This is a genomic window from Fructilactobacillus sp. X1R3C1 (assembly GCF_059901545.1).
Genome location: NZ_JBWXUT010000004.1, coordinates 80,095 through 101,037 on the forward strand (window position 1 = coordinate 80,095; position 20,943 = coordinate 101,037).

At 40.4% G+C, this 20,943-nt stretch carries 20 protein-coding genes and 1 tRNA gene; 17 read left to right on the forward strand and 4 right to left on the reverse strand.

Annotated features, from left to right (window positions below):
- Positions 1-81 precede the first annotated feature (81 nt).
- From jag to AC6UD8_RS05330, 9 genes are all read left to right on the forward strand, one after another.
- Positions 82-801 carry an RNA-binding cell elongation regulator Jag/EloR gene (gene jag / locus AC6UD8_RS05290; RefSeq protein ID WP_500699704.1) on the forward strand — a complete coding sequence of 240 codons (720 nt, stop codon included), beginning with the start codon at positions 82-84 and terminating at the stop codon, positions 799-801.
- Positions 802-947: 146 nt separating this feature from the next.
- Positions 948-2,345, forward strand: a complete 1,398-nt coding sequence (mnmE, locus tag AC6UD8_RS05295; RefSeq protein WP_500699705.1) for a tRNA uridine-5-carboxymethylaminomethyl(34) synthesis GTPase MnmE — start codon at positions 948-950, stop codon at positions 2,343-2,345.
- 26 nt (positions 2,346-2,371) lie between these two features.
- Entirely contained in the window at positions 2,372-4,300 is a 1,929-nt protein-coding gene (gene mnmG / locus AC6UD8_RS05300) for a tRNA uridine-5-carboxymethylaminomethyl(34) synthesis enzyme MnmG (protein ID WP_500699706.1), read from the forward strand.
- Between the two features lie 152 nt (positions 4,301-4,452).
- The gene (locus AC6UD8_RS05305; RefSeq protein ID WP_500694214.1) at positions 4,453-5,337 is read left to right on the forward strand and encodes an ROK family protein; all 885 of its coding nucleotides are present in this window, start codon (positions 4,453-4,455) and stop codon (positions 5,335-5,337) included.
- Positions 5,338-5,428: 91 nt separating this feature from the next.
- Entirely contained in the window at positions 5,429-5,575 is a 147-nt protein-coding gene (locus AC6UD8_RS05310; RefSeq protein WP_500699707.1) for a hypothetical protein, read from the forward strand.
- Positions 5,576-5,721: 146 nt separating this feature from the next.
- Positions 5,722-7,356, forward strand: a complete 1,635-nt coding sequence (gene rbsK, locus AC6UD8_RS05315) for a ribokinase (protein ID WP_500699708.1) — start codon at positions 5,722-5,724, stop codon at positions 7,354-7,356.
- Between the two features lie 98 nt (positions 7,357-7,454).
- Entirely contained in the window at positions 7,455-8,072 is a 618-nt protein-coding gene (locus AC6UD8_RS05320) for an NADPH-dependent FMN reductase (protein ID WP_500699709.1), read from the forward strand.
- A gap of 106 nt (positions 8,073-8,178) precedes the next feature.
- Positions 8,179-8,748, forward strand: coding sequence for an LOG family protein (locus AC6UD8_RS05325; RefSeq protein ID WP_500699710.1), 570 nt, complete (start codon positions 8,179-8,181; stop codon positions 8,746-8,748).
- Between the two features lie 138 nt (positions 8,749-8,886).
- Complete coding sequence (locus AC6UD8_RS05330) at positions 8,887-9,033, forward strand: hypothetical protein (protein WP_500699711.1); 147 nt, start codon at positions 8,887-8,889, stop codon at positions 9,031-9,033.
- Positions 9,034-9,049: 16 nt separating this feature from the next.
- Here the strand turns inward: AC6UD8_RS05330 and AC6UD8_RS05335 are convergent, their stop codons facing one another.
- Together AC6UD8_RS05335 and AC6UD8_RS05340 are read right to left on the reverse strand one after the other, a co-directional pair.
- Complete coding sequence (locus AC6UD8_RS05335; RefSeq protein ID WP_500699712.1) at positions 9,050-10,546, reverse strand: MFS transporter; 1,497 nt, start codon at positions 10,544-10,546, stop codon at positions 9,050-9,052.
- Between the two features lie 117 nt (positions 10,547-10,663).
- A complete protein-coding gene (locus AC6UD8_RS05340; protein ID WP_500699713.1) occupies positions 10,664-10,951 on the reverse strand; it encodes an ArsR/SmtB family transcription factor in 288 nt (95 codons plus the stop codon).
- Between the two features lie 699 nt (positions 10,952-11,650).
- Here AC6UD8_RS05340 and AC6UD8_RS05345 point away from each other — a divergent pair.
- The 7 genes from AC6UD8_RS05345 (at position 11,651) to AC6UD8_RS05375 (ending at position 17,228) form a co-directional block, all read left to right on the forward strand.
- On the forward strand, positions 11,651-12,589 hold the full coding sequence (locus AC6UD8_RS05345; protein ID WP_500699714.1) for a phosphate/phosphite/phosphonate ABC transporter substrate-binding protein: 939 nt from the start codon (positions 11,651-11,653) through the stop codon (positions 12,587-12,589).
- A gap of 9 nt (positions 12,590-12,598) precedes the next feature.
- Positions 12,599-13,363 carry a phosphonate ABC transporter ATP-binding protein gene (gene phnC / locus AC6UD8_RS05350; RefSeq protein WP_500699764.1) on the forward strand — a complete coding sequence of 255 codons (765 nt, stop codon included), beginning with the start codon at positions 12,599-12,601 and terminating at the stop codon, positions 13,361-13,363.
- On the forward strand, positions 13,363-14,157 hold the full coding sequence (phnE, locus tag AC6UD8_RS05355) for a phosphonate ABC transporter, permease protein PhnE (RefSeq protein WP_500699715.1): 795 nt from the start codon (positions 13,363-13,365) through the stop codon (positions 14,155-14,157). The genes phnC and phnE (AC6UD8_RS05355) overlap by 1 nt, the downstream gene beginning before the upstream one ends.
- Positions 14,154-14,960, forward strand: coding sequence for a phosphonate ABC transporter, permease protein PhnE (phnE, locus tag AC6UD8_RS05360; protein WP_500699716.1), 807 nt, complete (start codon positions 14,154-14,156; stop codon positions 14,958-14,960). Before phnE (AC6UD8_RS05355) ends, phnE (AC6UD8_RS05360) begins: the two co-directional genes overlap by 4 nt.
- 109 nt (positions 14,961-15,069) lie before the next feature.
- On the forward strand, positions 15,070-15,567 hold the full coding sequence (locus tag AC6UD8_RS05365) for a hypothetical protein (RefSeq protein ID WP_500699717.1): 498 nt from the start codon (positions 15,070-15,072) through the stop codon (positions 15,565-15,567).
- 160 nt (positions 15,568-15,727) lie between these two features.
- Positions 15,728-17,056 carry a D-alanyl-D-alanine carboxypeptidase family protein gene (locus AC6UD8_RS05370; protein WP_500699718.1) on the forward strand — a complete coding sequence of 443 codons (1,329 nt, stop codon included), beginning with the start codon at positions 15,728-15,730 and terminating at the stop codon, positions 17,054-17,056.
- Between the two features lie 98 nt (positions 17,057-17,154).
- Positions 17,155-17,228 (forward strand) — tRNA-Lys (locus AC6UD8_RS05375).
- A 215-nt stretch (positions 17,229-17,443) separates the two neighbouring features.
- Here AC6UD8_RS05375 and AC6UD8_RS05380 read toward each other — a convergent pair.
- Positions 17,444-18,031 carry a helix-turn-helix domain-containing protein gene (locus AC6UD8_RS05380; RefSeq protein ID WP_500699719.1) on the reverse strand — a complete coding sequence of 196 codons (588 nt, stop codon included), beginning with the start codon at positions 18,029-18,031 and terminating at the stop codon, positions 17,444-17,446.
- A 121-nt stretch (positions 18,032-18,152) separates the two neighbouring features.
- On the opposite strand from AC6UD8_RS05380, the gene AC6UD8_RS05385 reads away from it, so the two are divergent.
- Entirely contained in the window at positions 18,153-19,730 is a 1,578-nt protein-coding gene (locus AC6UD8_RS05385) for an ATP-binding cassette domain-containing protein (protein WP_500699720.1), read from the forward strand.
- A 225-nt stretch (positions 19,731-19,955) separates the two neighbouring features.
- Here AC6UD8_RS05385 and AC6UD8_RS05390 read toward each other — a convergent pair whose 3' ends face one another.
- On the reverse strand, positions 19,956-20,876 hold the full coding sequence (locus AC6UD8_RS05390) for an L-lactate dehydrogenase (RefSeq protein WP_500699721.1): 921 nt from the start codon (positions 20,874-20,876) through the stop codon (positions 19,956-19,958).
- Between the last annotated feature and the right edge of the window lie 67 nt (positions 20,877-20,943).

The following is a 20,943-nucleotide window of genomic DNA, read 5'->3' on the forward strand; positions in this document are numbered from 1 at the left end:
CTCTAAAATCCTATTCCAACAGCTATTTAATTTGTGCTAAGATTAATAGCGTTAGACGTTTACAAAAATAGGAGAACAATAATGACGAAATACACCGGAGCCACCATCGAAGAAGCCGTTAAAAATGGCTTAAAATCACTTGATACTAATCGAAATAATGTTGAAATTAAAGTTATTAAAACCGCAAGTAAGGGATTTTTCGGACTTTTTAAACATCCCGCAGAAGTTGAAATGGAATTGAACTCATCTGCTCCAGACCCAAAACCAGCAGGTGGCAAGTTAAAAATTAAAAGAGAAGCGAGCACGGCGGTTGCTAATCCAGTTCAAACAGAGGATCGCCACGCTAGAAACGTTGAAGCTATTAGTGGACTAATTAAATATTTACAAGCAATTACTGATCAGATGGGGATTGAGGCCGAGCTAAGTTATGAGATGCCAAACAATCGGCACGTGATCATTAACTTTGATACGCCCAAAGAGGGGCTTTTGATTGGCAAACACGGTCGGACCATCAATGCCTTACAGGAGTTAAGTGGGATTTATCTAAATAACATGGGGATTAGCTACCTTGAAGTTGAGCTGGATACGGCTAATTATCGCAGTCGGAGACTTCAGATCCTTACTAGTCTAGCTGAGCGAACCGCAAGAGAGGTCGCCGCCACCGGCAAGCCGGTCTATTTGGACCCGATGCCATCTTTTGAGCGCAAACAGATTCACGTGACGCTTGAAGATAACCCCTACGTGATGACATATTCGGCAGGACGGGAACCCCATCGTTCAATCGTGGTAGCTCCACGGTAAAATGATTGACAAAATAAAACTTTCGTCCTATTATGTGTAGGATTGTAAATTCGAATAGGTAAAGTAGTGAAAGTACTTTATCCACGCAACAGGCGTGGCTTAAGTACTTTTTTTATGCGATTAAAAATGAGAAAGGAGTTTTCAAAATGGCACTGACAACGACTGATTACGATACTATTGCGGCAATTTCGACCCCACCTGGTGAAGGTGGCATTTCGATTGTCCGGGTTAGTGGATCTGATGCAATGAAAGTGGCTGAAAAGATTTATCGGGGCAAGAACCTCGAAAAGGTAGCATCGAACACGATTAACTATGGTCACATTGTTGATCCAGCAGACCACAACAGTGAAGTTGATGAAGTGATGCTCTCGGTCATGAGAGCACCCAAGACGTATACCAAGGAAGATATTATTGAGATTAACTGTCACGGTGGAATTGTGGCAACCAACAAGATTTTGCAGTTGGTCCTAAGTAACGGTGCCAGAATGGCGGAGCCGGGTGAATTCACTAAGCGGGCCTTTCTAAATGGGCGATTGGATTTGTCGCAGTCTGAAGCTGTCATGGATCTGATTGAAGCGAAGACTGACGAATCGATGAAAGCGGCTTTAAATCAGCTCGATGGGAACCTTTCTCATTTAATTAAGCACCTGCGTCAAGACATCTTAGACGTGCTGGCTCAGGTCGAAGTCAACATTGACTACCCGGAGTACGATGACGTGGAGACGATGACGTCGAAGCTTTTAATGGATAAGTCCAAGGAACTAAAGGCGCAGATTGATCAATTGCTAAAAACGGCTAAACAAGGAAAAGTCTTACGAGATGGTTTAAACACCGCTATCATTGGACGGCCCAACGTTGGTAAGTCGAGTTTATTGAACCGTCTCTTACACGAAGACAAGGCGATTGTAACCGACGTGCCGGGAACCACGCGGGATGTTTTGGACGAATACGTTAACGTTTCTGGCATTCCTTTGCACCTAGTTGATACCGCTGGGATTCGTGATACTAACGATAAAGTTGAAAAAATTGGAGTCGATCGTTCTAGAAAAGCCATCAAGCAGGCTGATTTGGTACTACTAGTGTTAAACGCTAGTGAACCGTTGACTGACGAAGATCGGGAACTTTTGGATCTGACGCAGCACAGCAAGCGGATTATCCTATTGAATAAAACGGATTTACCAGAAAAAATTGATGTTGATGAGTTAAAGAACCGCTATCACGCTGACAACGTGATTAAGACCCAAGCCGTAAAGGATAACGGAACCAAATCCTTAGAGGATACGATTTCGAAGATGTTCTTCACTGGTGGCATTAAGAGTTCTCAAAACGACGTTATGGTCACCAATGCCAGGCATATTAGTCTCTTACAACAGGCCAGTGATTCCCTTCAGTCCGTTGAAAATGGGTTAAATAACGGGATGCCCGTTGATTTAGTTCAAATTGACATGACGAACGCTTGGGATTTACTGGGTGAAATTACTGGTGATAGTTACGATGGCGAATTGTTGGATCAATTATTTAGTCAGTTCTGTTTGGGTAAATAAGACTTTGACTCAATGGAGGTTTTTAAATGAATAAAATGATACAGCAAGAAGTGAAGCAGACCTACAATGGTGGCGATTACGACGTCATCGTCGTTGGAGCCGGACACGCTGGCTGTGAAGCCGCACTAGCCGCTGCCCGCATGGGTCAAAAAACACTGCTTGTGACAATTAATCTTGATATGGTGGCGTTTATGCCATGTAATCCGTCGGTTGGTGGCCCCGCTAAGGGAACGGTCGTAAGAGAAATCGACGCCCTTGGTGGTGAAATGGGGAAAAACATCGACAAGACCTACATTCAAATGCGGATGTTAAACACCGGGAAGGGTCCTGCCGTCAGAGCTTTACGGGCGCAAGCTGATAAGCACGCCTACCACCATGAAATGAAGAACACCCTGGAAAAAGAACCCAACTTGACGCTTCGTCAGGGAATCGTGGAGCGTTTAATCGTGAAAGACGGTCAGGTTGAGGGTGTGGTTACCAATACGGGTGCCAAATATCACTCCCAAGCCGTGGTCATCTGTGCCGGGACGGCCGCTCGTGGTAAGATCATTATTGGTGAACTGATGTATTCCTCGGGCCCAAACAACTCAATTCCAGCCATTCATCTTTCAGAAAACCTGGAAGATTTGGGCTTTGAACTGAAGCGCTTTAAGACGGGAACGCCACCGCGTGTCAACGGTGATACCATTCACTACGATGAAGCGGAGGAGCAACCGGGCGACGAAACGCCCCATCATTTCAGTTACACCACTCCGTATGCCGATTATTTACCGGTTTCAAAGCAGATTTCGTGCTGGTTGACGTACACTAATGAAGAAACCCATCAGATTATCAAGGATAATTTGGATCGCGCTCCGATGTTTACTGGGGTCATCGAGGGGGTCGGTCCTCGTTACTGTCCATCAATTGAGGACAAGGTCGTTCGGTTTGCGGACAAAAAGCGCCACCAGGTCTTCTTGGAACCAGAAGGACGCCACAACGAAGAGTGGTACGTCGATGGGATGTCGACCTCCCTTCCAGAAGAGGTTCAACAACAGATGTTACATTCTGTGAAGGGCCTTGAAGACGCGAAGATGATGCGTCCCGGTTATGCGATTGAGTATGACATTATCTCTCCATATCAATTGAAGCCAACGCTTGAAACCAAGAAAGTTAGTGGATTATTTAGCGCGGGTCAAACCAACGGAACCTCGGGATACGAAGAGGCCGCGGGACAAGGCTTGATCGCTGGAATTAACGCTGCCCTTAAGATTCAAGGGAAAGACCCGTTGATTTTGCAGCGGGACCAAGGATACATTGGCGTTCTAATCGATGACCTGGTTACAAAGGGAACCAACGAACCGTACCGACTCCTAACGAGTCGGGCTGAATATCGACTCCTGCTTAGAAACGACAATGCTGACATGCGGCTGACACCAATTGGTCACCAGTTGGGTCTCATTTCAGACGAACGCTATGACAAGTTTGTTGGAAAACGCAATGCCGTTGAGGATGAAATCAAGCGGTTGAACACCGTTCGGATTAAACCGAGTGAAAAGGTTAACCAGTTCGTTGAAGCTCAGGGTGATAAACCGTTAAAAGACGGCATCATCGCGGCTCAGTTCTTACGTCGGCCGTACGTAAATTACGAAAAGTTACTTGATTTTATTCCGGGACCCGACGAAAAATTGGATCCAGAAGTGGTGGAACAGGTCGAAATTAGAACGAAGTACGCTGGCTACATCAAAAAAGAAGAGGATAAGGTCGCCCGCATGAAGAAAATGGAATCCAAAAAGATTCCTGATCACATTGATTACTCCGTAATTGATGGGATCGCGACTGAGGGTCGCCAAAAATTGGAGAAAATCCAACCGGAGACGATCGCACAGGCCGCCCGAATCAGTGGGGTCAATCCTTCTGACATTGCCATTCTCTCCGTTTACATTCAACAGGGTAAAATTGCGAAGAAAAAATAAGATCAAGCTGGACTACGTGAATAGTCCGGCTTTTTGTTATTTCTAAGTTAAGTTTTTAACAATTTTTGTAGTAAACTATTGCAATCAATATGTAAGCGCTTTATACTATTAACAATAAACGATACAAAAAAATGGCAAAGGGGATCATTTTTATGCGATATGGAAGTATTGAAGCAGGTGGAACAAAGTTCGTTTGTGCGGTTGGTGATGACGATTTCAATATTGTTGATAGTGTCCACATTCCAACTACGACACCAGAAGAAACGTTAGCAAAGGTCGTTGAGTACTTTAAGAAGTTTGATCACATTGATGCATTTGGGATTGCATCATTTGGACCAATCGACGTTCGAAAAGACTCTGACAAATACGGTTGGATTATTAAAACCCCTAAAAAGGGTTGGAGTAACGTCAACTTTGTTGGAACCATGAAACGTGAATTTGGGGTTCCAATTTACTGGACTACCGACGTTAACGGTTCAGCTTACGGTGAATACATCAAACGTAAACAGGCTAATAAAAATATTGAAGCCGTTAGTTACATCACTGATGGAACTGGGATTGGTGCTGGAACCGTCATCAAAGATGAGTTCTTAGGGGTTCGTGGAACTCCTGAATTTGGTCACATTCGAGTTAAGAGACACCAAGATGACATGAACTTTCCTGGAATTTGTCCTTATCACGGTGACTGTCTTGAAGGGGTTGCTTCTGGTCCTACTTTTGAAGCTCGAAACAACATTAAAGGTCAAGATACCCCGCCAGATGATCCAGTTTGGAACATCATTGCGTACTACATTGCCCAAGGGGTTATCAGTTTAACGGTTAACTTCCGTCCCGACCAAATTGTGCTTGGTGGAGGTGTATGTACTCCTCAATTTGTTCAAAAGGTTAGAGACCAATTCAATCTGTTGTTTGATAACTATCTTGACGTTGGTCCCCTTGACGAATACATTAGTCGTCCAGTCGTACCACACAACGGTTCCGCTACTTTTGGTGATTTCGTATTAGCTAAAAAGGCTTTGGACGAATCAAAGAAATAATTAATTAAATTGTTTAAAGGGATGCCTGCGGGTGTCTCTTTTTTTGTGTCAATTGTCATTTATGGTATCTTAAAAATAAGGAGGATTAATCATGATGTTTATTAGTAATTCACAAATTCGTTTTAAAGTAGATGCTGAAACAAAAAAACAATTTGATGCTCCAAATGAACGTTTAACTAAAGCAATTAAAAGTAATGATTATAAGAAGTTTGATAATCCTGATGAAGGGTTGAAGTAGCTAAATGAGTGAAAATTCCTATGTTTATAAACTTGCTATTGAAAACAAGTTTAAAAAACATCATTTTAGCTAAATCTATATACAACTATTTCCCGCAATGATATGATATACATAATGAAAGCGGTTGCAAATAGGGAGGCAGTAAAATGAGTAAAAAAGTTGTTGTGATTGGATCTACCAACGTTGATAAGGTTCTAAACGTTGACAAATATGCGTTACCTGGTGAAACCCTGGCGGTGAAGAATCACCAGGAATCTCATGGTGGCGGAAAGGGTGCCAATCAGGCAATTGCTGCGGCAAGATCTGGTGCCGATACGACTTTTATCACTAAACTAGGTGATGACGAAGACGCTAAGTTCATGATTGAAGGATTTAAAAAGGACGGGATGAACCTTGATTCCGTGATTACTACGGAGAAGCAACAGACTGGACAGGCTTACATTACCGTTGATAGTACGGGTCAGAATTCCATCTATGTTTATGGGGGCGCCAACATGGCCATGACCCCAGAAGACGTTGACCAACACGAAGACGCCATTAAGAATGCGGACCGTGCGATTGCACAACTAGAAATTCCAGTACCAACGATTATCGAAGCATTTAAGATTGCGAAGAAAAATGAGGTTCAGACCATTTTGAACCCAGCCCCGGCTAAGAAGTTACCAGAAGAATTACTTCAATTGACTGACATTATTACCCCTAACGAGACTGAAGCAGAGGCCCTCACTGGAATTAAGGTGATTGACGATGATTCCATGATGAAGAACGCTGAATACTTCTTTAAACTAGGCATTAGAATGGTTATCATCACCGTTGGTGACAAGGGTTCATTCTACGCAACCCCAGCCAGTCATGCCTTCATTCCAGCATTTAAAGTCAAAGCTGTTGACACAACCGCTGCTGGTGACACCTTCATCGGAGCCTTGGCATCACGTTTGGATTTAAACAGTGCTAACATCAAGGATGCGATGTTGTACGCTAACCACGCCTCATCACTGACGGTTCAAGTGGCTGGAGCACAGAACTCCATTCCTTATGAAAAAGATGTCTTGGATGTCATCAGCAAGACTTCCAAGACTAAAGAAGTGATCGAAAAAGAGAAGAAACAAGCTGCTGAATACGCCGCTGCTCGAGTTCCAAATCACATTGTGCTAGGTCTTGGATCTGGTAGTACGGCTGCCTACTTCGTCAAAGCCATTAACGAACGAATCAAAAAAGAAGGCTTAGATGTTCAATGTGTCGCCACTTCGGTTGGCACCGAGAAATTAGCTGAGAGTCTTGGCATGCCGATGCTTGACGTTAATACCATTGATCGGGTGGATTTGACGGTTGATGGCGCCGACGCCGTTGACGACAAGCTCAACGGAATCAAGGGTGGAGGAGCTGCATTACTCTTTGAGAAGTTGGTCGCAACCATGTCAGACAAGAACGTTTGGATCGTTGATTCGACCAAGTATCACAAGACCTTAGCTGGGCAGAAGTTGCCAGTTGAAGTCATTCCGTTCGGTGGAATGGGTGTCTTCCGCTACTTAAATGAAGCTGGATACAAACCAGAGTTCCGCTTCAGAGATGACGGTGATATTCTTCAAACTGACTCAGGAAACTACCTAATCGACATTACAATTCCAGAAGATGCTGACTTACAAAAGTTAGCTCACAACTTGAAGAACTACACCGGAGTTGTTGAACACGGTCTGTTCTTAAATATTTGTGATCAGTTAATTATCGGTGGCGATAAGGTTAAGGTAATTGATCGTCCGAAAGAAGAAGCTAAGAAATAGTTGATAAGTAAATTTCCGGATTGGCGATAAAGCTGGTTCGGTTTTTTATTTTGATTTTAAAGGTATAATGATTAGAAAATGGGTTGAGGTGATGTTTAATGACAATTAACGTTATTTTGAGTAGTTCAAGAAAGGCCAGTCTGGGACGTCGGATCTTTAAGTACTTACGTAATCGACAGGGTGATTTTGAGCGGGTTAATGATGCTGATTTCAATTTTATTAGTTTGGCGGACTACGATTTGCCGTTTTTCTATGAAGATGTTGCACCAATGGACAACCAAAACCGGATTTTAAAACCTAATGAACAAAAATGGGTGGATGACATGCAAAACGCGGACGGTTATCTCTTTTTGGTCCCTGAATATAATCATTCGTTTCCGGCTGTTTTAAAGAATGCGCTCGACTTTTTGGCGTTTGAAGCCAAGGGCAAACCGGCCAAGATTATTACCTATTCTAATAATTCTCGAGGTGGCCAATCTTCTTATCCGGCTTTGTTACCAACGCTTGGACAACTGGGCCTATTTACCCTGCCAAAGCCAACTTTAATTCGAAAGGTCGATAAAAATTTTGCTGCTGATGGGAGCTTTTTAAAAGACGCTCCCGGTAAAACCGTGGACATAAAGAAATTGAATCGAGCTTTTTCCGAAATCGCGTTTTACAGTCAGTTATTTATGGACCATCCCTTTAAATATGATGCCAGTATTTATGATGAATAAACAAAATTAAGATAGTTTCACATGAAACAATTTGCTAAATTACCCGTTACTACTGGTTTAGAGTGGTATTATACGAGATATAAAAATAGTTAAAGGAGAACGGAATATGAAATCAGTTGCAGTATTTTGTGGTGCGGCTCCTGGAAATGATCCAGCATACCAAGAGGCCACCAAAAAATTAGCGAAATGGTTGGTTAACCATGACTTAGCGTTAGTTTATGGTGGTGGCGGTGTTGGTCTCATGGGATTGCTTGCCAAGACAGTTTTAAAACTTGGTGGAGTAGTTCACGGCATTATGCCAAAAGAACTGGTTGACCGTGGTGCCAGCATGGACGGCCTAAATAGTTTAGAGGTAGTTCCCAACATGGATATTCGCAAACAGAAAATGTTGACTCAATCGGATGGTTGTATTGCACTCCCCGGTGGTCCTGGGACTCTAGAAGAGATATCTGAAGCGTTTTCATGGGCTCGAATCGGCGACAATGATGATCCATGCGTGTTGTATAACGTCCAGGGATACTACGACCCACTTAAACAAATGTTTGATGAAATGACCGAAAAGGAATTTTTGACGGTGGAAGATCGCAAAAAGTTACTTTTTTCGGATTCGTTGTCTGAAATCTATGAATTTATGACCACATACACGGCACCAAAGATTAGAACCTACACAAAATAAGATACGAAAAACATCCTCACTTTTTTGGAAGTGGGGATGTTTTTTGAGTTTTATTCAATTATTAATAATAAATAATGTGTATATCATGTTTTCATTGTTTACATGATGCCTTAATATTGATCTAAGGGGGATGGAATTATGGTAAGGAAAAGAAAAGCTAGAAGCAATGTACGCGATGATAAAGATACTTTAGCAAATATTCAAGCTAGAAATGATGCTCTTAACGGCAAAACTAATAAAATTGGAAATATTGATGATTTTGATAAGTGGGCAGACAACTTGTGATAAATATTGAAACCACTTATTTATTTGTTACATCCAACGGCTTATTCAACTTATCCGCTAAATTTACCACCACGATAATGATGAATAGTACCAGTGCAAACAAGAAGACGTTATGAAAGGCGCCAAGTAGAATCTGATTGATATCATTACTGATATTAACTGGAAGATGAACTCCAGCCGAATTTTTCGATGAAATTACATCGTTTAGAAGTTTGCTGTTGATGGCAGGATAACGATTGTGACCTAGATTGATTGATAGGTTAAAGATAAATCCGAATACACCAGTCATAACGGTTTGTCCAAGTGTCCTCCCCAAAGTAATCATTGAGGAAGCGACGCCGACGTTGTCTTTGGGCACGATTGCTTGCGCAACCACCGTGTTCATCGTGATTACGATTCCTAGTCCGGCACCAGTGACACCTGAAATGATGTAGAACCAAATCATTGGTAGGGAGACGGAACTGAATACCAGAATGAGGTAAAATGCAAATTGAATAATCGCAATCGGAATGGTAACGAACTTTGGAGCGAAACGCTTAATCAGCGCTCCAACGAAGAACGATGTAATTAACCAGGCAACGGGACTGGGTGTAATTGCCAAGCCTGCAATCGTTGCTGAGACCCGGTAGATAGACTGTAACCACATTGGAAAGTAAATTTGAAAACCAAATTGAATTCCACTCAGTAGTAAAGCCGTTAAGATTTGGGCCGAAAAGGTCCATGATTTAAATAGTTTTAGTGGAATAACAGGATCGCTGGCTTTTCTTTCGGCACGAATGAACATGATAAATGAAACTAAGATAATAATTAAACCAATAATAATTACGAAAAAGTTGATTTTTTGTTCACCCAAAAATTGAAGGGTAACTAATAGTGATACTAGAAACAAGGCTAAGTAGGTACTGCCAAGATAATCCATTTTAAGGGATGTTTTCTTGGTAATGGGATCTGCATATCCAAAGTAGATTAGAATGAATACAATGATGCCCAGTGGAACATTGATGAAGAAAATCCAATGCCAGCTAAGTTGGTCAACGATAAAACCACCAATGATGGGACCAATTAAGGCTGAAATCCCCCAGGCGGTGTTGTTCCATGCCATCATGTTAGAGCGTTCTTCTAGTGGAAACGTGTCGGCAATTAAGGTAAACGTGATTGGCATAATGGCTCCTGCGCCCAGGCCTTGAAGGACTCTCGCCGCAATCAGCAAGCCGATATTCGTTGAGAGTCCACAGGCCATTGATCCAATCGTGAAAACTGCTAAGCCGAAGAGAAAAATGGGCTTCCTGCCAATTCGATCACTTAATTTACCGTAAATGGGTGTACTGAGTGTGGTCGTTAATAGATATGTAGCGAACACCCAACTTTGAAAAGCCAGTCCGTGCAAACTACTCAGTATTGAGGGCAAAGCCGTAGTGACAATGGTGGTCTCAACCGACGTCATGAACGTGGCGATTAACACTGAAATGATGATGAGGACTTTTTTCTTGGTCCATTGCTTCTTTTTCTTCAAGGTAATTCCTCCTAATTAGTAAAATGTATTTCGATAATTATCGAAATTATAATTAGAATAGTCCCATCTAGAATTGGATGCAAGTATCTTGAAAGCAAAATAAAAACAGAAGTCTAATTATGGCTTCTGTTCAATAACATTATTTAAGTGAATTTTGTTAATTAAGTCTTGATTAACGGATAGGTATTTGGTTTGCCCAGCTTTTCTCATATTGGTTAATCCCGCGTGTCTGAGAATTTTGAAATGATAAGAGACGGTTGATAAGGATAGATTGAGATGGGAACTAACTTCGCCACATGTCATTTCATTTTTATTTTCCATGAGAATTCTAAGAATTTTAATCCGATTTGGTTCAGAAAGAGCTTTGAAAATGCCGGCTAATTGTTGTTCGTTAGGATTATCCAAGAAACTTTCTCCTTTCACTTCATTTTAAAAATTAACTATTCCATTATTTAGAATAATTGGGTATGATTATATACAGAGTGATAATTGATTTGATCACCAATTGGAGCTTTAGTAGGTTTACTGTGTTGAGCCTCATCTCCACCTTAATAATTAATGAAGAGGTGAATCGCTTGAATACAGAAGAAAGTGGGTTATTGGGATTGTTCCACTAGCAGTAGTGGTTCTTGTTATCTCGCGTGCAGCAATTAACTTTGCTAAAGCATACGCGATAATAAAAAAAGCTAACCGCAAAGATTAGCTTTTTACCCAAATAACACACTAAACCTATGCAGAAGAGATGATAACGGCATCTCTTCTTTTTTATTTAGTATACACTTATTTTATTTCCGTTGATGAAGAATGTCAATTATTATTTGGTATGAAATGGTTATTAAAATAGTTTCACGTGAAACAAAAATAATTTTTATCTAACAAAATTTTCTTAAGGACAACTCGTACTTATTAGTGTTGTCCTTTTTGGTTGCTCTAATTATATTGATTATCAATATTCGTTAATTAATTAATGTATTGAGTGTAACAGGGCATATAAAACATGTATTTAAATAAAATACGAACAATTAAAAGATATTTATTGAAAAATGTATGTATCATGATATGATTAATTTGTCTGGTACAACAATTTTTTGGGAGGGACTCGTAATGAAACTCAAGCAAGCTTTGAAATGGATCACAGCAGGTGCTGCACTTACATTTTTGTCGGTTGGATTAGTTGGATGTGGGAAACAGTCTAGTAACTACAAACCAAAGAAATTAACGGTTGGTTTTACGCCGTCAGTGAATGCTGGTCAGGCCAATGCTGAGGCCAAGCCACTCGCCAAGCAGTTAGAAAAACAGCTCCATATCCCGGTCACGGTCAAGGTTTCAACTGACGGGAACTCGCTTATTCAGGCCATGGGTTCAAAGACGTTGGATGTTTCTGAAATGAACCCCGGGGACTTTGTCTTAGCACAAAAGAATTACAAAGTGGTTCCCCTCGTTCAAGCGACGCGCCAAGCACGCGATCCGAAGACTTTGCAGCTCACTAATAAGTCATCAGATCACTTTTATTCCACAATTGTTGTCAGAAAAGATAGTGGTATCAACAACATCAACGATTTAAAGGGCAAAAAGATTGCCACTGGTACCACGAATTCAACGGCGGGTTATATTTACCCGGTCGTTGAGCTTATGAAGCACGGAATTAATATTAACAAGGATGGCATCAAGACCGACGTTATTAATGGTTACGATCAAGCTGTACTGTCCGTTTTAAACAAGAACAACGATGCTGCGTTCACCTTCCAAGGTGCTCAAACCTTAGTTTCAAAGGACAATCCGAACGTTATGAAGGATACCAAGGTTATTTACACGACTAAGGCCATTCCAAATGACGTGGTTGCTTGTCGAAGTGATATGTCGAAGTCATGGCAGAAGAAGATTGCCAAAGCCTACGAGAACATGGCGAAGACGAAAGAGGGTCACGACGTTATCTTCAAGATTTATCAAGAAGAGGGCTACGTTCCGTACAAGAAGTCAGAATTTAAGCAACTTCATTCGTACATGGACCAAGCCAACAAGATTAGTAAAACCAAAGAATAGGCGAGAGGGATTAAATTGAGCGATTCGGATATTTTACAAGTTAATCATGTTACCAAAACTTATCCTAGTGGTATTAAAGGATTAGATGATATTAGTTTTAACGTCAAACGCGGTGAATTCATCGCTGTCGTTGGACTTTCAGGTGCGGGGAAAAGCACCCTGTTTCGTTCCCTTAATCGGATGCAAGATATCAGCGACGGCAAAATTATCATCAACGGGACTGATATTTCTAAATTGAAGGGAAAAGCGCTCCGCCACTTTCGTCGAAAAATTGGGATGATTTTTCAGAGTTTTAACCTCGTGAACCGACTTACGGTTCAAAAAAACGTCTTAAGTGGGAGAGTTGGCTACTATCCAATCTGGAAGACACTCCTCGGTTTGTACACTAAAGAAGACAAAGAGAAAGCGGTTCGATCACTGGACCACGTTAACATGCTCAAAAAATTATACGATCGGGCGGACTCCCTTTCTGGAGGACAGATGCAGCGGGTCGCCATCGCACGAACAATGATGCAGGAACCTGATTTGGTTTTAGCCGATGAACCGGTTGCCTCGCTTGACCCTAAGACTAGTCACGGAGTCATGCAGGATTTGAAGAATTTGAACGTCAAGGATCACGATACTGTTCTGGTGAACCTCCATTCAGTTGAACTGGCACTTGAATTTGCGGACCGAATTATTGGAATTCGGGATGGAAAATTAGTGTTCGACAAGCCAGCAGCTGACTCGACTCCAGAAGATTTGAAGGCAATTTACGAGGGAGGCAATAGCTAATGCACACTAGCGACATGCCGAAGATGTCCTTTGTCAAAAAGTATCACGTTAAGGGCATCATTGTAATTGCCATTTTGATCGGTTTGTTTATTTACTCCATGAAAATTTGTGGGGTTGATCCCAGCTTGTTTATCTCGAACATCGCCCAGTTTGGGGTTCTGATTGGTCAAATGAGTAACCCGGATTGGTCGTACTTTAGTTTTATCTGGGACCCACTGGTTCAGACCGTTCAGATGGCAATCCTTGGAACCACGATTGGAACCGTCTTTGCGATTCCTGCCGCGTTTCTGGCTGCGCGGAACCTTGACCACAGCAAGGTTATTCACGGCACATCTCGGTTCGTACTGGACATCGTCAGAACATTACCATCACTGCTACTGGCAGCTATCTTAGTTGCCATTTTTGGGATTGGTCCAACGACTGGAACCATCACGCTTGCCATTTTCTCGTTTGGGATGATTTCCAAACTGTTCTATGAAGTATTAGAGACGGTCGATATGGGGCCAGCTGAAGCCATGAAAGCTTCTGGTGCCAGCATCCTTCAAATTATTCGTTTGGCCATTATTCCCCAGATTGCAGGTCAATTTTGTAGTTTCTTCCTGTACACCCTAGAAGTTAACGTTCGTTCATCAACCGTTTTAGGATACGTTGGTGCTGGAGGCCTTGGTTTGTATCTTCAACAAACCATCGATGAATTCAACTACTCCGAGACAGCGGTTGTAATTTTAGCAACCTTCGTAACGGTTCTGGTGATTGACATCCTTAGTAATTATTTGAGGAGGAAACTACAGTGACCATTCCAAAAATTAACGAGAAACAAAAACGATGGGACCGCTACAGCTGGATCGTTTGGGCAATCATCATCATTTTGATTTATGGCTGGTGTTTCTCTGACATGAAATTTAGTCAGATTCAGGAATCAGCTGGCACGGTTTCTAAGTCCATCTTCATGGGACTAATTCACCCTGATTGGTCCTATATTTACAACGGCAGTGGTGAAGATTTAGTGTCCCAATTAATTATGACGCTTGCCATTGCCTTTTTGGGAACCATCATTGCCGCCGTCATCAGTGTCCCGTTTGCCTTCTTTGCTGCTCATAGTAAGAGTAGTAAGTACAACGTAACGTCTAAGGTGGGAACCTTCCTTTTGACCGCCATTCGAGCATTTCCTGAAATTGTGTTAGCGATTATGTTTATTAAAGCGGTTGGCCCCGGTAGTTTTGCCGGAGTCATGGCCCTTGGGATTCACTCCATCGGAATGCTTGGGAAACTCTTCTCAGAATCTATTGAGGAAATGAATCACAGTTCGGAGTATTCCATCGTGGCGGCTGGCGGCAGCAAACCACAGGTTTTCGCACTATCGACGTGGCCGACCATCCTGCCAGCTTTGATTTCATACACTTTGTACAGCTTTGAAATTTCAGTTCGAGCTGCTTCAATCCTTGGTTTGGTTGGTGCTGGCGGAATCGGAGCGCCAATGATTATGGCATTGAACACCCGCAATTGGTCCAGAGTGGGGATCATCTTATTGGGGATCGTCATCATGGTCATGGTGATTGATGGCTGTTCCGGTTACATTAGAAGGAAATTAATTTAATGAATAGTCAAAAATACCAACTAATTCCAAATGGGAGTTAGTTGGTATTTTTTTCGTTTATAGTATAATTTACCTAAGGATTGAATTTAATTGAGAGAAGAGTGTCTACATGCGATTTCTTAAGTCATTGGGTAAGTTTATCTTGGCACCATTGCTTTCGGCTTTGATTGTTTTCGGTAGTTTTCCTGAATTGTTTGCGGTTATAAACATTAAGACTAGCCTCACCCTTAGTCCCGCCATGTTTTGGATTATTTTAATCTACGGAATGGTGGTGTATGCTGTGGTTTACGCTTTGTTTTATAACGTTCTGTTTAAAAAGGGTAAGCCAAGTTCAACTAAATACAGTAAGTACGCCTCAGTCGGGATGCTTATCGTCAACCTGATTTATGTGGTTTCCGCGTTGCTGCTTGGTTTGATCATGATTGGAATGAAAATGCCGCAATTTATTGATTCCATTGTGAGTGGCTTTACGATAATTGGGTTGCCCATTATCTTAATTCTGAACTTAATCGATTTCTTGTGTTATCCAACCAAGAAAACGTACGTAATTAATGGGATTTTCTTTGCGTTTGCCACCATTGTTTATGTGATGTTGTGGTGGAACTAAACATCACTATTGAATAACGAAATATTTTGATTGAGCTAATCAGTGATGATTGGCTTTTTATTTTTAATGGCATATTTTGATTATTTTATTAATTTAGTACAATAGACGTATAAGTGTTATCTACAAAAAATATCATTTAATAAAAAGAGGTCATTTAATTTTGAAAAGCAAAAAACATCAATTACTGGCGCTGGGTGTGATAATGTCCCTCGTGCTTTTAATCACGCCGCTGATTTTCAATCCCAGTACGGTCGATGCTAGTAACAAACAGCCGCCCATTTCACAGAATGAAATTAACATAAAGACCAAAAGTGCCATTGCCGTTGACGCCACCAGCGGCCAGATCATTTATAGCAAAAACGCTAACCAAGAGTTGCCGATCGCATCCGTTAGTAAACTTATTACTACATATATTGTGTTAAACCAAATAAAAGCAAAAAAGATCTCGTGGGACAGCAAGGTCAAAATTAGCCCTGGGGTTGCTAATTTGAGTCAGAAACGTGATTTTACTAACGTTCCGTTGAAAGCTGGTCAATCATACACGGTTAAACAACTGTACGACGCGAGTCTGGTTTGTTCTGCTAACGGTGCTGCCATGGCACTTGGCGAATATTTGGCAGGTCCTAACCACGACTTCGGTCAAATGATGAATCAAGAAGTCAAAAAATTGGGAATTAAGAACGGGCAATTCTATAACGCATGTGGATTGGCTAATCATGATTTAGGCGCGCTAAAGAATCCTAAACTAAGTGATGACGCTGAGAATACGATGTCAGCTAAGGAATTAGCTCAATTAGCACAGAAATTAATTACTCAATACCCGCAAATCTTAAAGACTACCTCAATGACCACATTGGAATGGGATGGAAAGACGTACAAGAACACTAACTTACTTCTGGGCCAAACTAATCCATTTAAGATTGACGGATTAAAGACGGGAACCAGTAATACTGCGGGTGAGAATTTTGTGGGAACTGGTACCAGTAACAACGATCGGGTCATCACTGTGGTTTTAGGGGCACCAAAGGAGCAGCGCTTCGCTCAAACTCAACTAATGCTTAATCAAATCAGCCAAAACTTGGAACCAATTACGATTGGTGACAACGTGATTAAAAATAAAACCGTCAACGTTGTTAACGGACAAAATCCTAAAACTAAAATTGGCTTGACTGCACCTCAAACGTACTGGTTACCGCAAGGTGAAAAATTAAAGACAGACTTTGTCTCTACCAACCACTCTAGGGTTTTCAAAACGCCACTTGCTCCAATTACGAAGGGCGAGAGGGTTGGAACGGTTAACATCCAGGCGTCTCAAAATGAATTAAACTTATTACCAAACAGTTCCATGAGTGTCCCCGTCGTTTACAAATCGACCAATCCAGTAAATGTGATGAAGATGGTCATGGGCGCGATTGAATTACTGGTTATCCTTCTGTTGTTAGTCTACTTAATTCTGCAAATCAGGAAGTTTAATCGACATCGTCGCTAGTAATTAAAATTATGAAGTTTTCATTAATCGACTGCAAAAAGTGTTGTCGGACGTGCTAATATGCATTATACTAGTAAATGTAATTGAGTTTTGCTTGCGAGCGGCTAGCTCAACTTGTTAGAGCAACGAATTCTTTATTCGTGAGATTGAGGTTCAAGTCCTTGGCTGCTCATATAAATGTAAAATAAAATGATTGCCTGGTGGGGCAATCATTTTTTTATAGATTCGATTCGGTTTAAATGTCGTTGTGTGATTTATTAATGGTATTAACCGTATGTAACGTTAGAGTAGACATAAATTACTTAATTGTTACGTGATGGTAGCTGGGATATTGTGTACTTTCATAATATGATAAAGGGAATTACTAGATTGTTGGTAATTCCTTTTTTAGTGAAAATATAACGCTACGATGAAACTAATCGTCATTGTAAAGATATGGATGAAGACGCCGATTGTATCTGGAATTGCATATTTGGTTGATAGTCCCGGCTCGATGTAAATCATTCCGACTAAAAGAGTAATTGAAAAGAAGATGATTGAAACTAGAATAATTTTCATTAGATTATGTTTATTTTTAATGGTTGTTATCCAGTTATGATACGTAACAATGTAACAACAAAGGTTGATTACTAAGAATGGAGTTACCCATTCAAAGTGAAGATGAAAGGGCCTAAACAAGTTCATTATGCTTAACAGTAAAAATAAGATGTTTGCGTAATAAAAAATAATGGAAATATTAAAATGCTTTTTTGAAACTGCCTGATTATTAGTAGTTTTTACGTTATCTTTTAATAAATTATCAACTGATACATGATAAAGGTCACTAAGATCAACTAAAGTTTCGGCATCAGGATAATGGCGTCCAGTTTCCCAGCTGGAAACGGTTTTTCTAGACACATTTAATTTTTTAGCAACGTAATCTTGGGTTAAATTATTTTTCATGCGAGCGTGTTTTAATGTTTGAGAAATATCCATAGATTAATCCTCGTTCTGCTTGTATTAGTAAGCAATGATAATTTCGTTATTGATATTATATGCGTTATTTATATTATGTGAATAGCTTAAAATGAGATAAATAATAAAGAAGGACAACACCATGTTACGTTACGAATCTAAAGCTAACTTAATATTGTTAAACATCACTGCCATGATTGGAAGCTTTGATAATATTATCATTGCTTACATAATTAGTTCTCTGATTTCATTTGCCACTAAAAGAAACTTAGATGGTGTTCCAAAATTCGCTATCAGTGCGACCGTGTTTGCCATTATTGTGTTTGTCGCTACGATTTGTCGAAATTATTTTGAGTCTAAATCTAAGCAACAAATTAATGAAAATGTAAGGTCCAGATTATTTAATAACATGCTTTACTCTCATGAGAATAGTGATAAATATCTTAGTTTTTTGACGAATGATTATAAATTGTTAGAAACTAATGGGATTAATTCTGAGTTGCAAATCATGAAATATAGCTATTCAATCATTTTTTCAGCCATATCGTCTTTACTCTTAAGTTGGGAAATCACCCTTTTATTTGTCATTGGAGCCTTGATGCCCATGGTTATTTCTCATTTTACACAAAATGGGATCAAAAGAGCTTCTATGTTGTGGTCTTCAGCTAGTAAAAATTATTTAAATAACATAAAGAACTTAATCGATGGTAGAGATACTTTACAGATTTACAATGGTGAGCAGAATGCAACAAAAAAGAATCAAGGTGATACTCATACACTTGAAAAATCACTTTTTAGTCTTAATTTCATCACCAATAATGCCAACACGATCGTTGAATTTTCGGGGATGATATTTAGCCTAGTTATTCCGTTCGTTTTTGGAATTGCATTAGTTATTAGTGGTCATCTTCAATTAGCAACTTTCTTTGCTGTAGTTCAATTATCGAACACGATTACAGGGCCAAGTATGGATATCATTCAGCTAAGGAATCAGATTATTTCGACTAAAGACATTAAATCAAAAGTCGAAAGTATGATGAAACCAGTTGAAGTTGACAATCTAAATGATGAAAAACGTTTTTATGAACTGACACTGAACAACGTTAATTTATCCATTGGTAATAAGCTGATTTTAAGGGATCTCACATTTAACGTTCAAAATGGTGAAAAAGTAGCTATTATTGGTGAATCCGGTTCGGGGAAGTCTTCCTTATTTAAATTAATTTTAAATGATCAATTTCAATCTCATGGAGAATATTCTATTAATAGTTGTTTGATCAATCTCCATAACATACGTAAATTTCAAGATTTGTTTGGGTATATTAGCCAGGGTACTTATATTTTTGACGATAGTTTCCTGTACAACATTACCTTTGGAAAAAAATCAAAAACTAATATAAATGAAGTTATTTCTAAAGCTGGTCTGACTAATGTGGTAAAAAAGTATGGAATGAATTTTAAACTTGGTAGTAATGGAATTAATCTATCGGGTGGTGAAAAGCAAAGGATCGGAATCGCAAGAGCTTTATACACGGATCGTCCTGTGATTCTGGCGGACGAAATTAGTTCGGCATTAGATCAAAAGACAGCCGCTGAGGTACATGATATCTTATTGAAGTCGGATAAAACCCTGATAGAAATTATTCACCATTATAGTCAGAAGGATTTAGCTAGATACGATAAAGTAATTGATTTGAACGATTATAGTGCCACGATTTAGTGAGTTTATTTAAATTGACACCCAACCATTTATTCCATATAATAAAAACGAGAAGAAATCTCTAACTTTTTTCTCATCGCAAGTTGGATGCGATTATCATAGGTGAGTTAGTCCACTATGATTGGCTTTTTTATTATTACGTCTGCTGTGGTGATTTTAATTGCTGACAGTACTAAAACACACCGTAACTGCTAGAAAATCTAGTGGTTACGGTGTGTTTGTGTTTTAACTGTATTTTTCAACGTTCTTTTTGATAAAGTTGGCGGAAGCCTGGAGTTTATCTTTCTCTTCATCGGTTAAATCAAGTGGGACATCTTCGATTACGCCGGCTCTTCCAACTACAACTGGATAGGAGAAGTATACGCCATAGTCAGAACGGTAGTTTGAGACTGGCAAAACGGTGCGGGCATCAGAGAGAACGGTGTTGGCGAGTCGTACTGCGGCACTGGCAACTCCGTAACTGGTGTAACCCTTACCTTGCATTACTCTAAAACCGCCGTGGCGTGCTTCCTGGTCTAAAGTGTCGAGGTCAAGATGACGACTTTTGGCTAACTTTTCAATTGGTTGGTCAAGAGCCCGAACGGTCGACCATGCGGTAAACTGGGAGTTACCGTGCTCACCAAGATTGTAACCAGTGACCGAGCGTGAATCAATTCCTAGTTTTTCACCAACGGCACGTTTCATTCTGGCGGAATCCAGGAGTGTCCCAGTTCCAATGACGTGCTTTTTTGGTAAACCAGTAATTTGTTGGTACAACTGGGTAATCACGTCAACTGGATTGGTAATGGCAATCAAAACGCCATTAAAACCAGAGTCACGAATCTTAGGTGCGACCTCTTTGACCTGTTCGATGTTGTAGGATAATTCGGCAAAACGATTGTCGCTGTCGTTATTTGACAGTTTAATCTTACCAAGGGCCGAGATAACAACATCGGCGTCCTTTAAGGCGTCGTAATCATTCACAATGATATTGGTGTGAAAGGGTAAATTAGGCATGCCCTCCCGAAAATCAATGGCGTCAGCGTTGACCTTGGCGTCGTTTTTATCAATCATTACTAAATCATCGGCGAACCCACTTACGACGATGTAATTTGCCACCGTTGATCCAACGTGACCGTCACCAATGACTCCAATTTTTCTAGTCATAATATGCCTCCCATTAATTATTTGGTTTCAGTTTAACAGATTGAGGTTGATTGGGAGTAAAAAAAGT

Excerpts from the sequence above, each read along its gene's own strand:
- jag (WP_500699704.1), top strand. The coding sequence starts at position 82 with ATGACGAAATACACCGGAGCCACCATCGAAGAAGCCGTTAAAAATGGC.
- mnmE (WP_500699705.1), top strand. The coding sequence starts at position 948 with ATGGCACTGACAACGACTGATTACGATACTATTGCGGCAATTTCGACC.
- mnmG (WP_500699706.1), top strand. The coding sequence starts at position 2,372 with ATGAATAAAATGATACAGCAAGAAGTGAAGCAGACCTACAATGGTGGC.
- AC6UD8_RS05305 (WP_500694214.1), top strand. The coding sequence starts at position 4,453 with ATGCGATATGGAAGTATTGAAGCAGGTGGAACAAAGTTCGTTTGTGCG.
- AC6UD8_RS05310 (WP_500699707.1), top strand. The coding sequence starts at position 5,429 with ATGATGTTTATTAGTAATTCACAAATTCGTTTTAAAGTAGATGCTGAA.
- rbsK (WP_500699708.1), top strand. The coding sequence starts at position 5,722 with ATGAGTAAAAAAGTTGTTGTGATTGGATCTACCAACGTTGATAAGGTT.
- AC6UD8_RS05320 (WP_500699709.1), top strand. The coding sequence starts at position 7,455 with ATGACAATTAACGTTATTTTGAGTAGTTCAAGAAAGGCCAGTCTGGGA.
- AC6UD8_RS05325 (WP_500699710.1), top strand. The coding sequence starts at position 8,179 with ATGAAATCAGTTGCAGTATTTTGTGGTGCGGCTCCTGGAAATGATCCA.
- AC6UD8_RS05330 (WP_500699711.1), top strand. The coding sequence starts at position 8,887 with ATGGTAAGGAAAAGAAAAGCTAGAAGCAATGTACGCGATGATAAAGAT.
- AC6UD8_RS05345 (WP_500699714.1), top strand. The coding sequence starts at position 11,651 with ATGAAACTCAAGCAAGCTTTGAAATGGATCACAGCAGGTGCTGCACTT.
- phnE (WP_500699715.1), top strand. The coding sequence starts at position 13,363 with ATGCACACTAGCGACATGCCGAAGATGTCCTTTGTCAAAAAGTATCAC.
- AC6UD8_RS05365 (WP_500699717.1), top strand. The coding sequence starts at position 15,070 with ATGCGATTTCTTAAGTCATTGGGTAAGTTTATCTTGGCACCATTGCTT.
- AC6UD8_RS05380 (WP_500699719.1), bottom strand. The coding sequence starts at position 18,031 with ATGGATATTTCTCAAACATTAAAACACGCTCGCATGAAAAATAATTTA.
- AC6UD8_RS05385 (WP_500699720.1), top strand. The coding sequence starts at position 18,153 with ATGTTACGTTACGAATCTAAAGCTAACTTAATATTGTTAAACATCACT.
- AC6UD8_RS05390 (WP_500699721.1), bottom strand. The coding sequence starts at position 20,876 with ATGACTAGAAAAATTGGAGTCATTGGTGACGGTCACGTTGGATCAACG.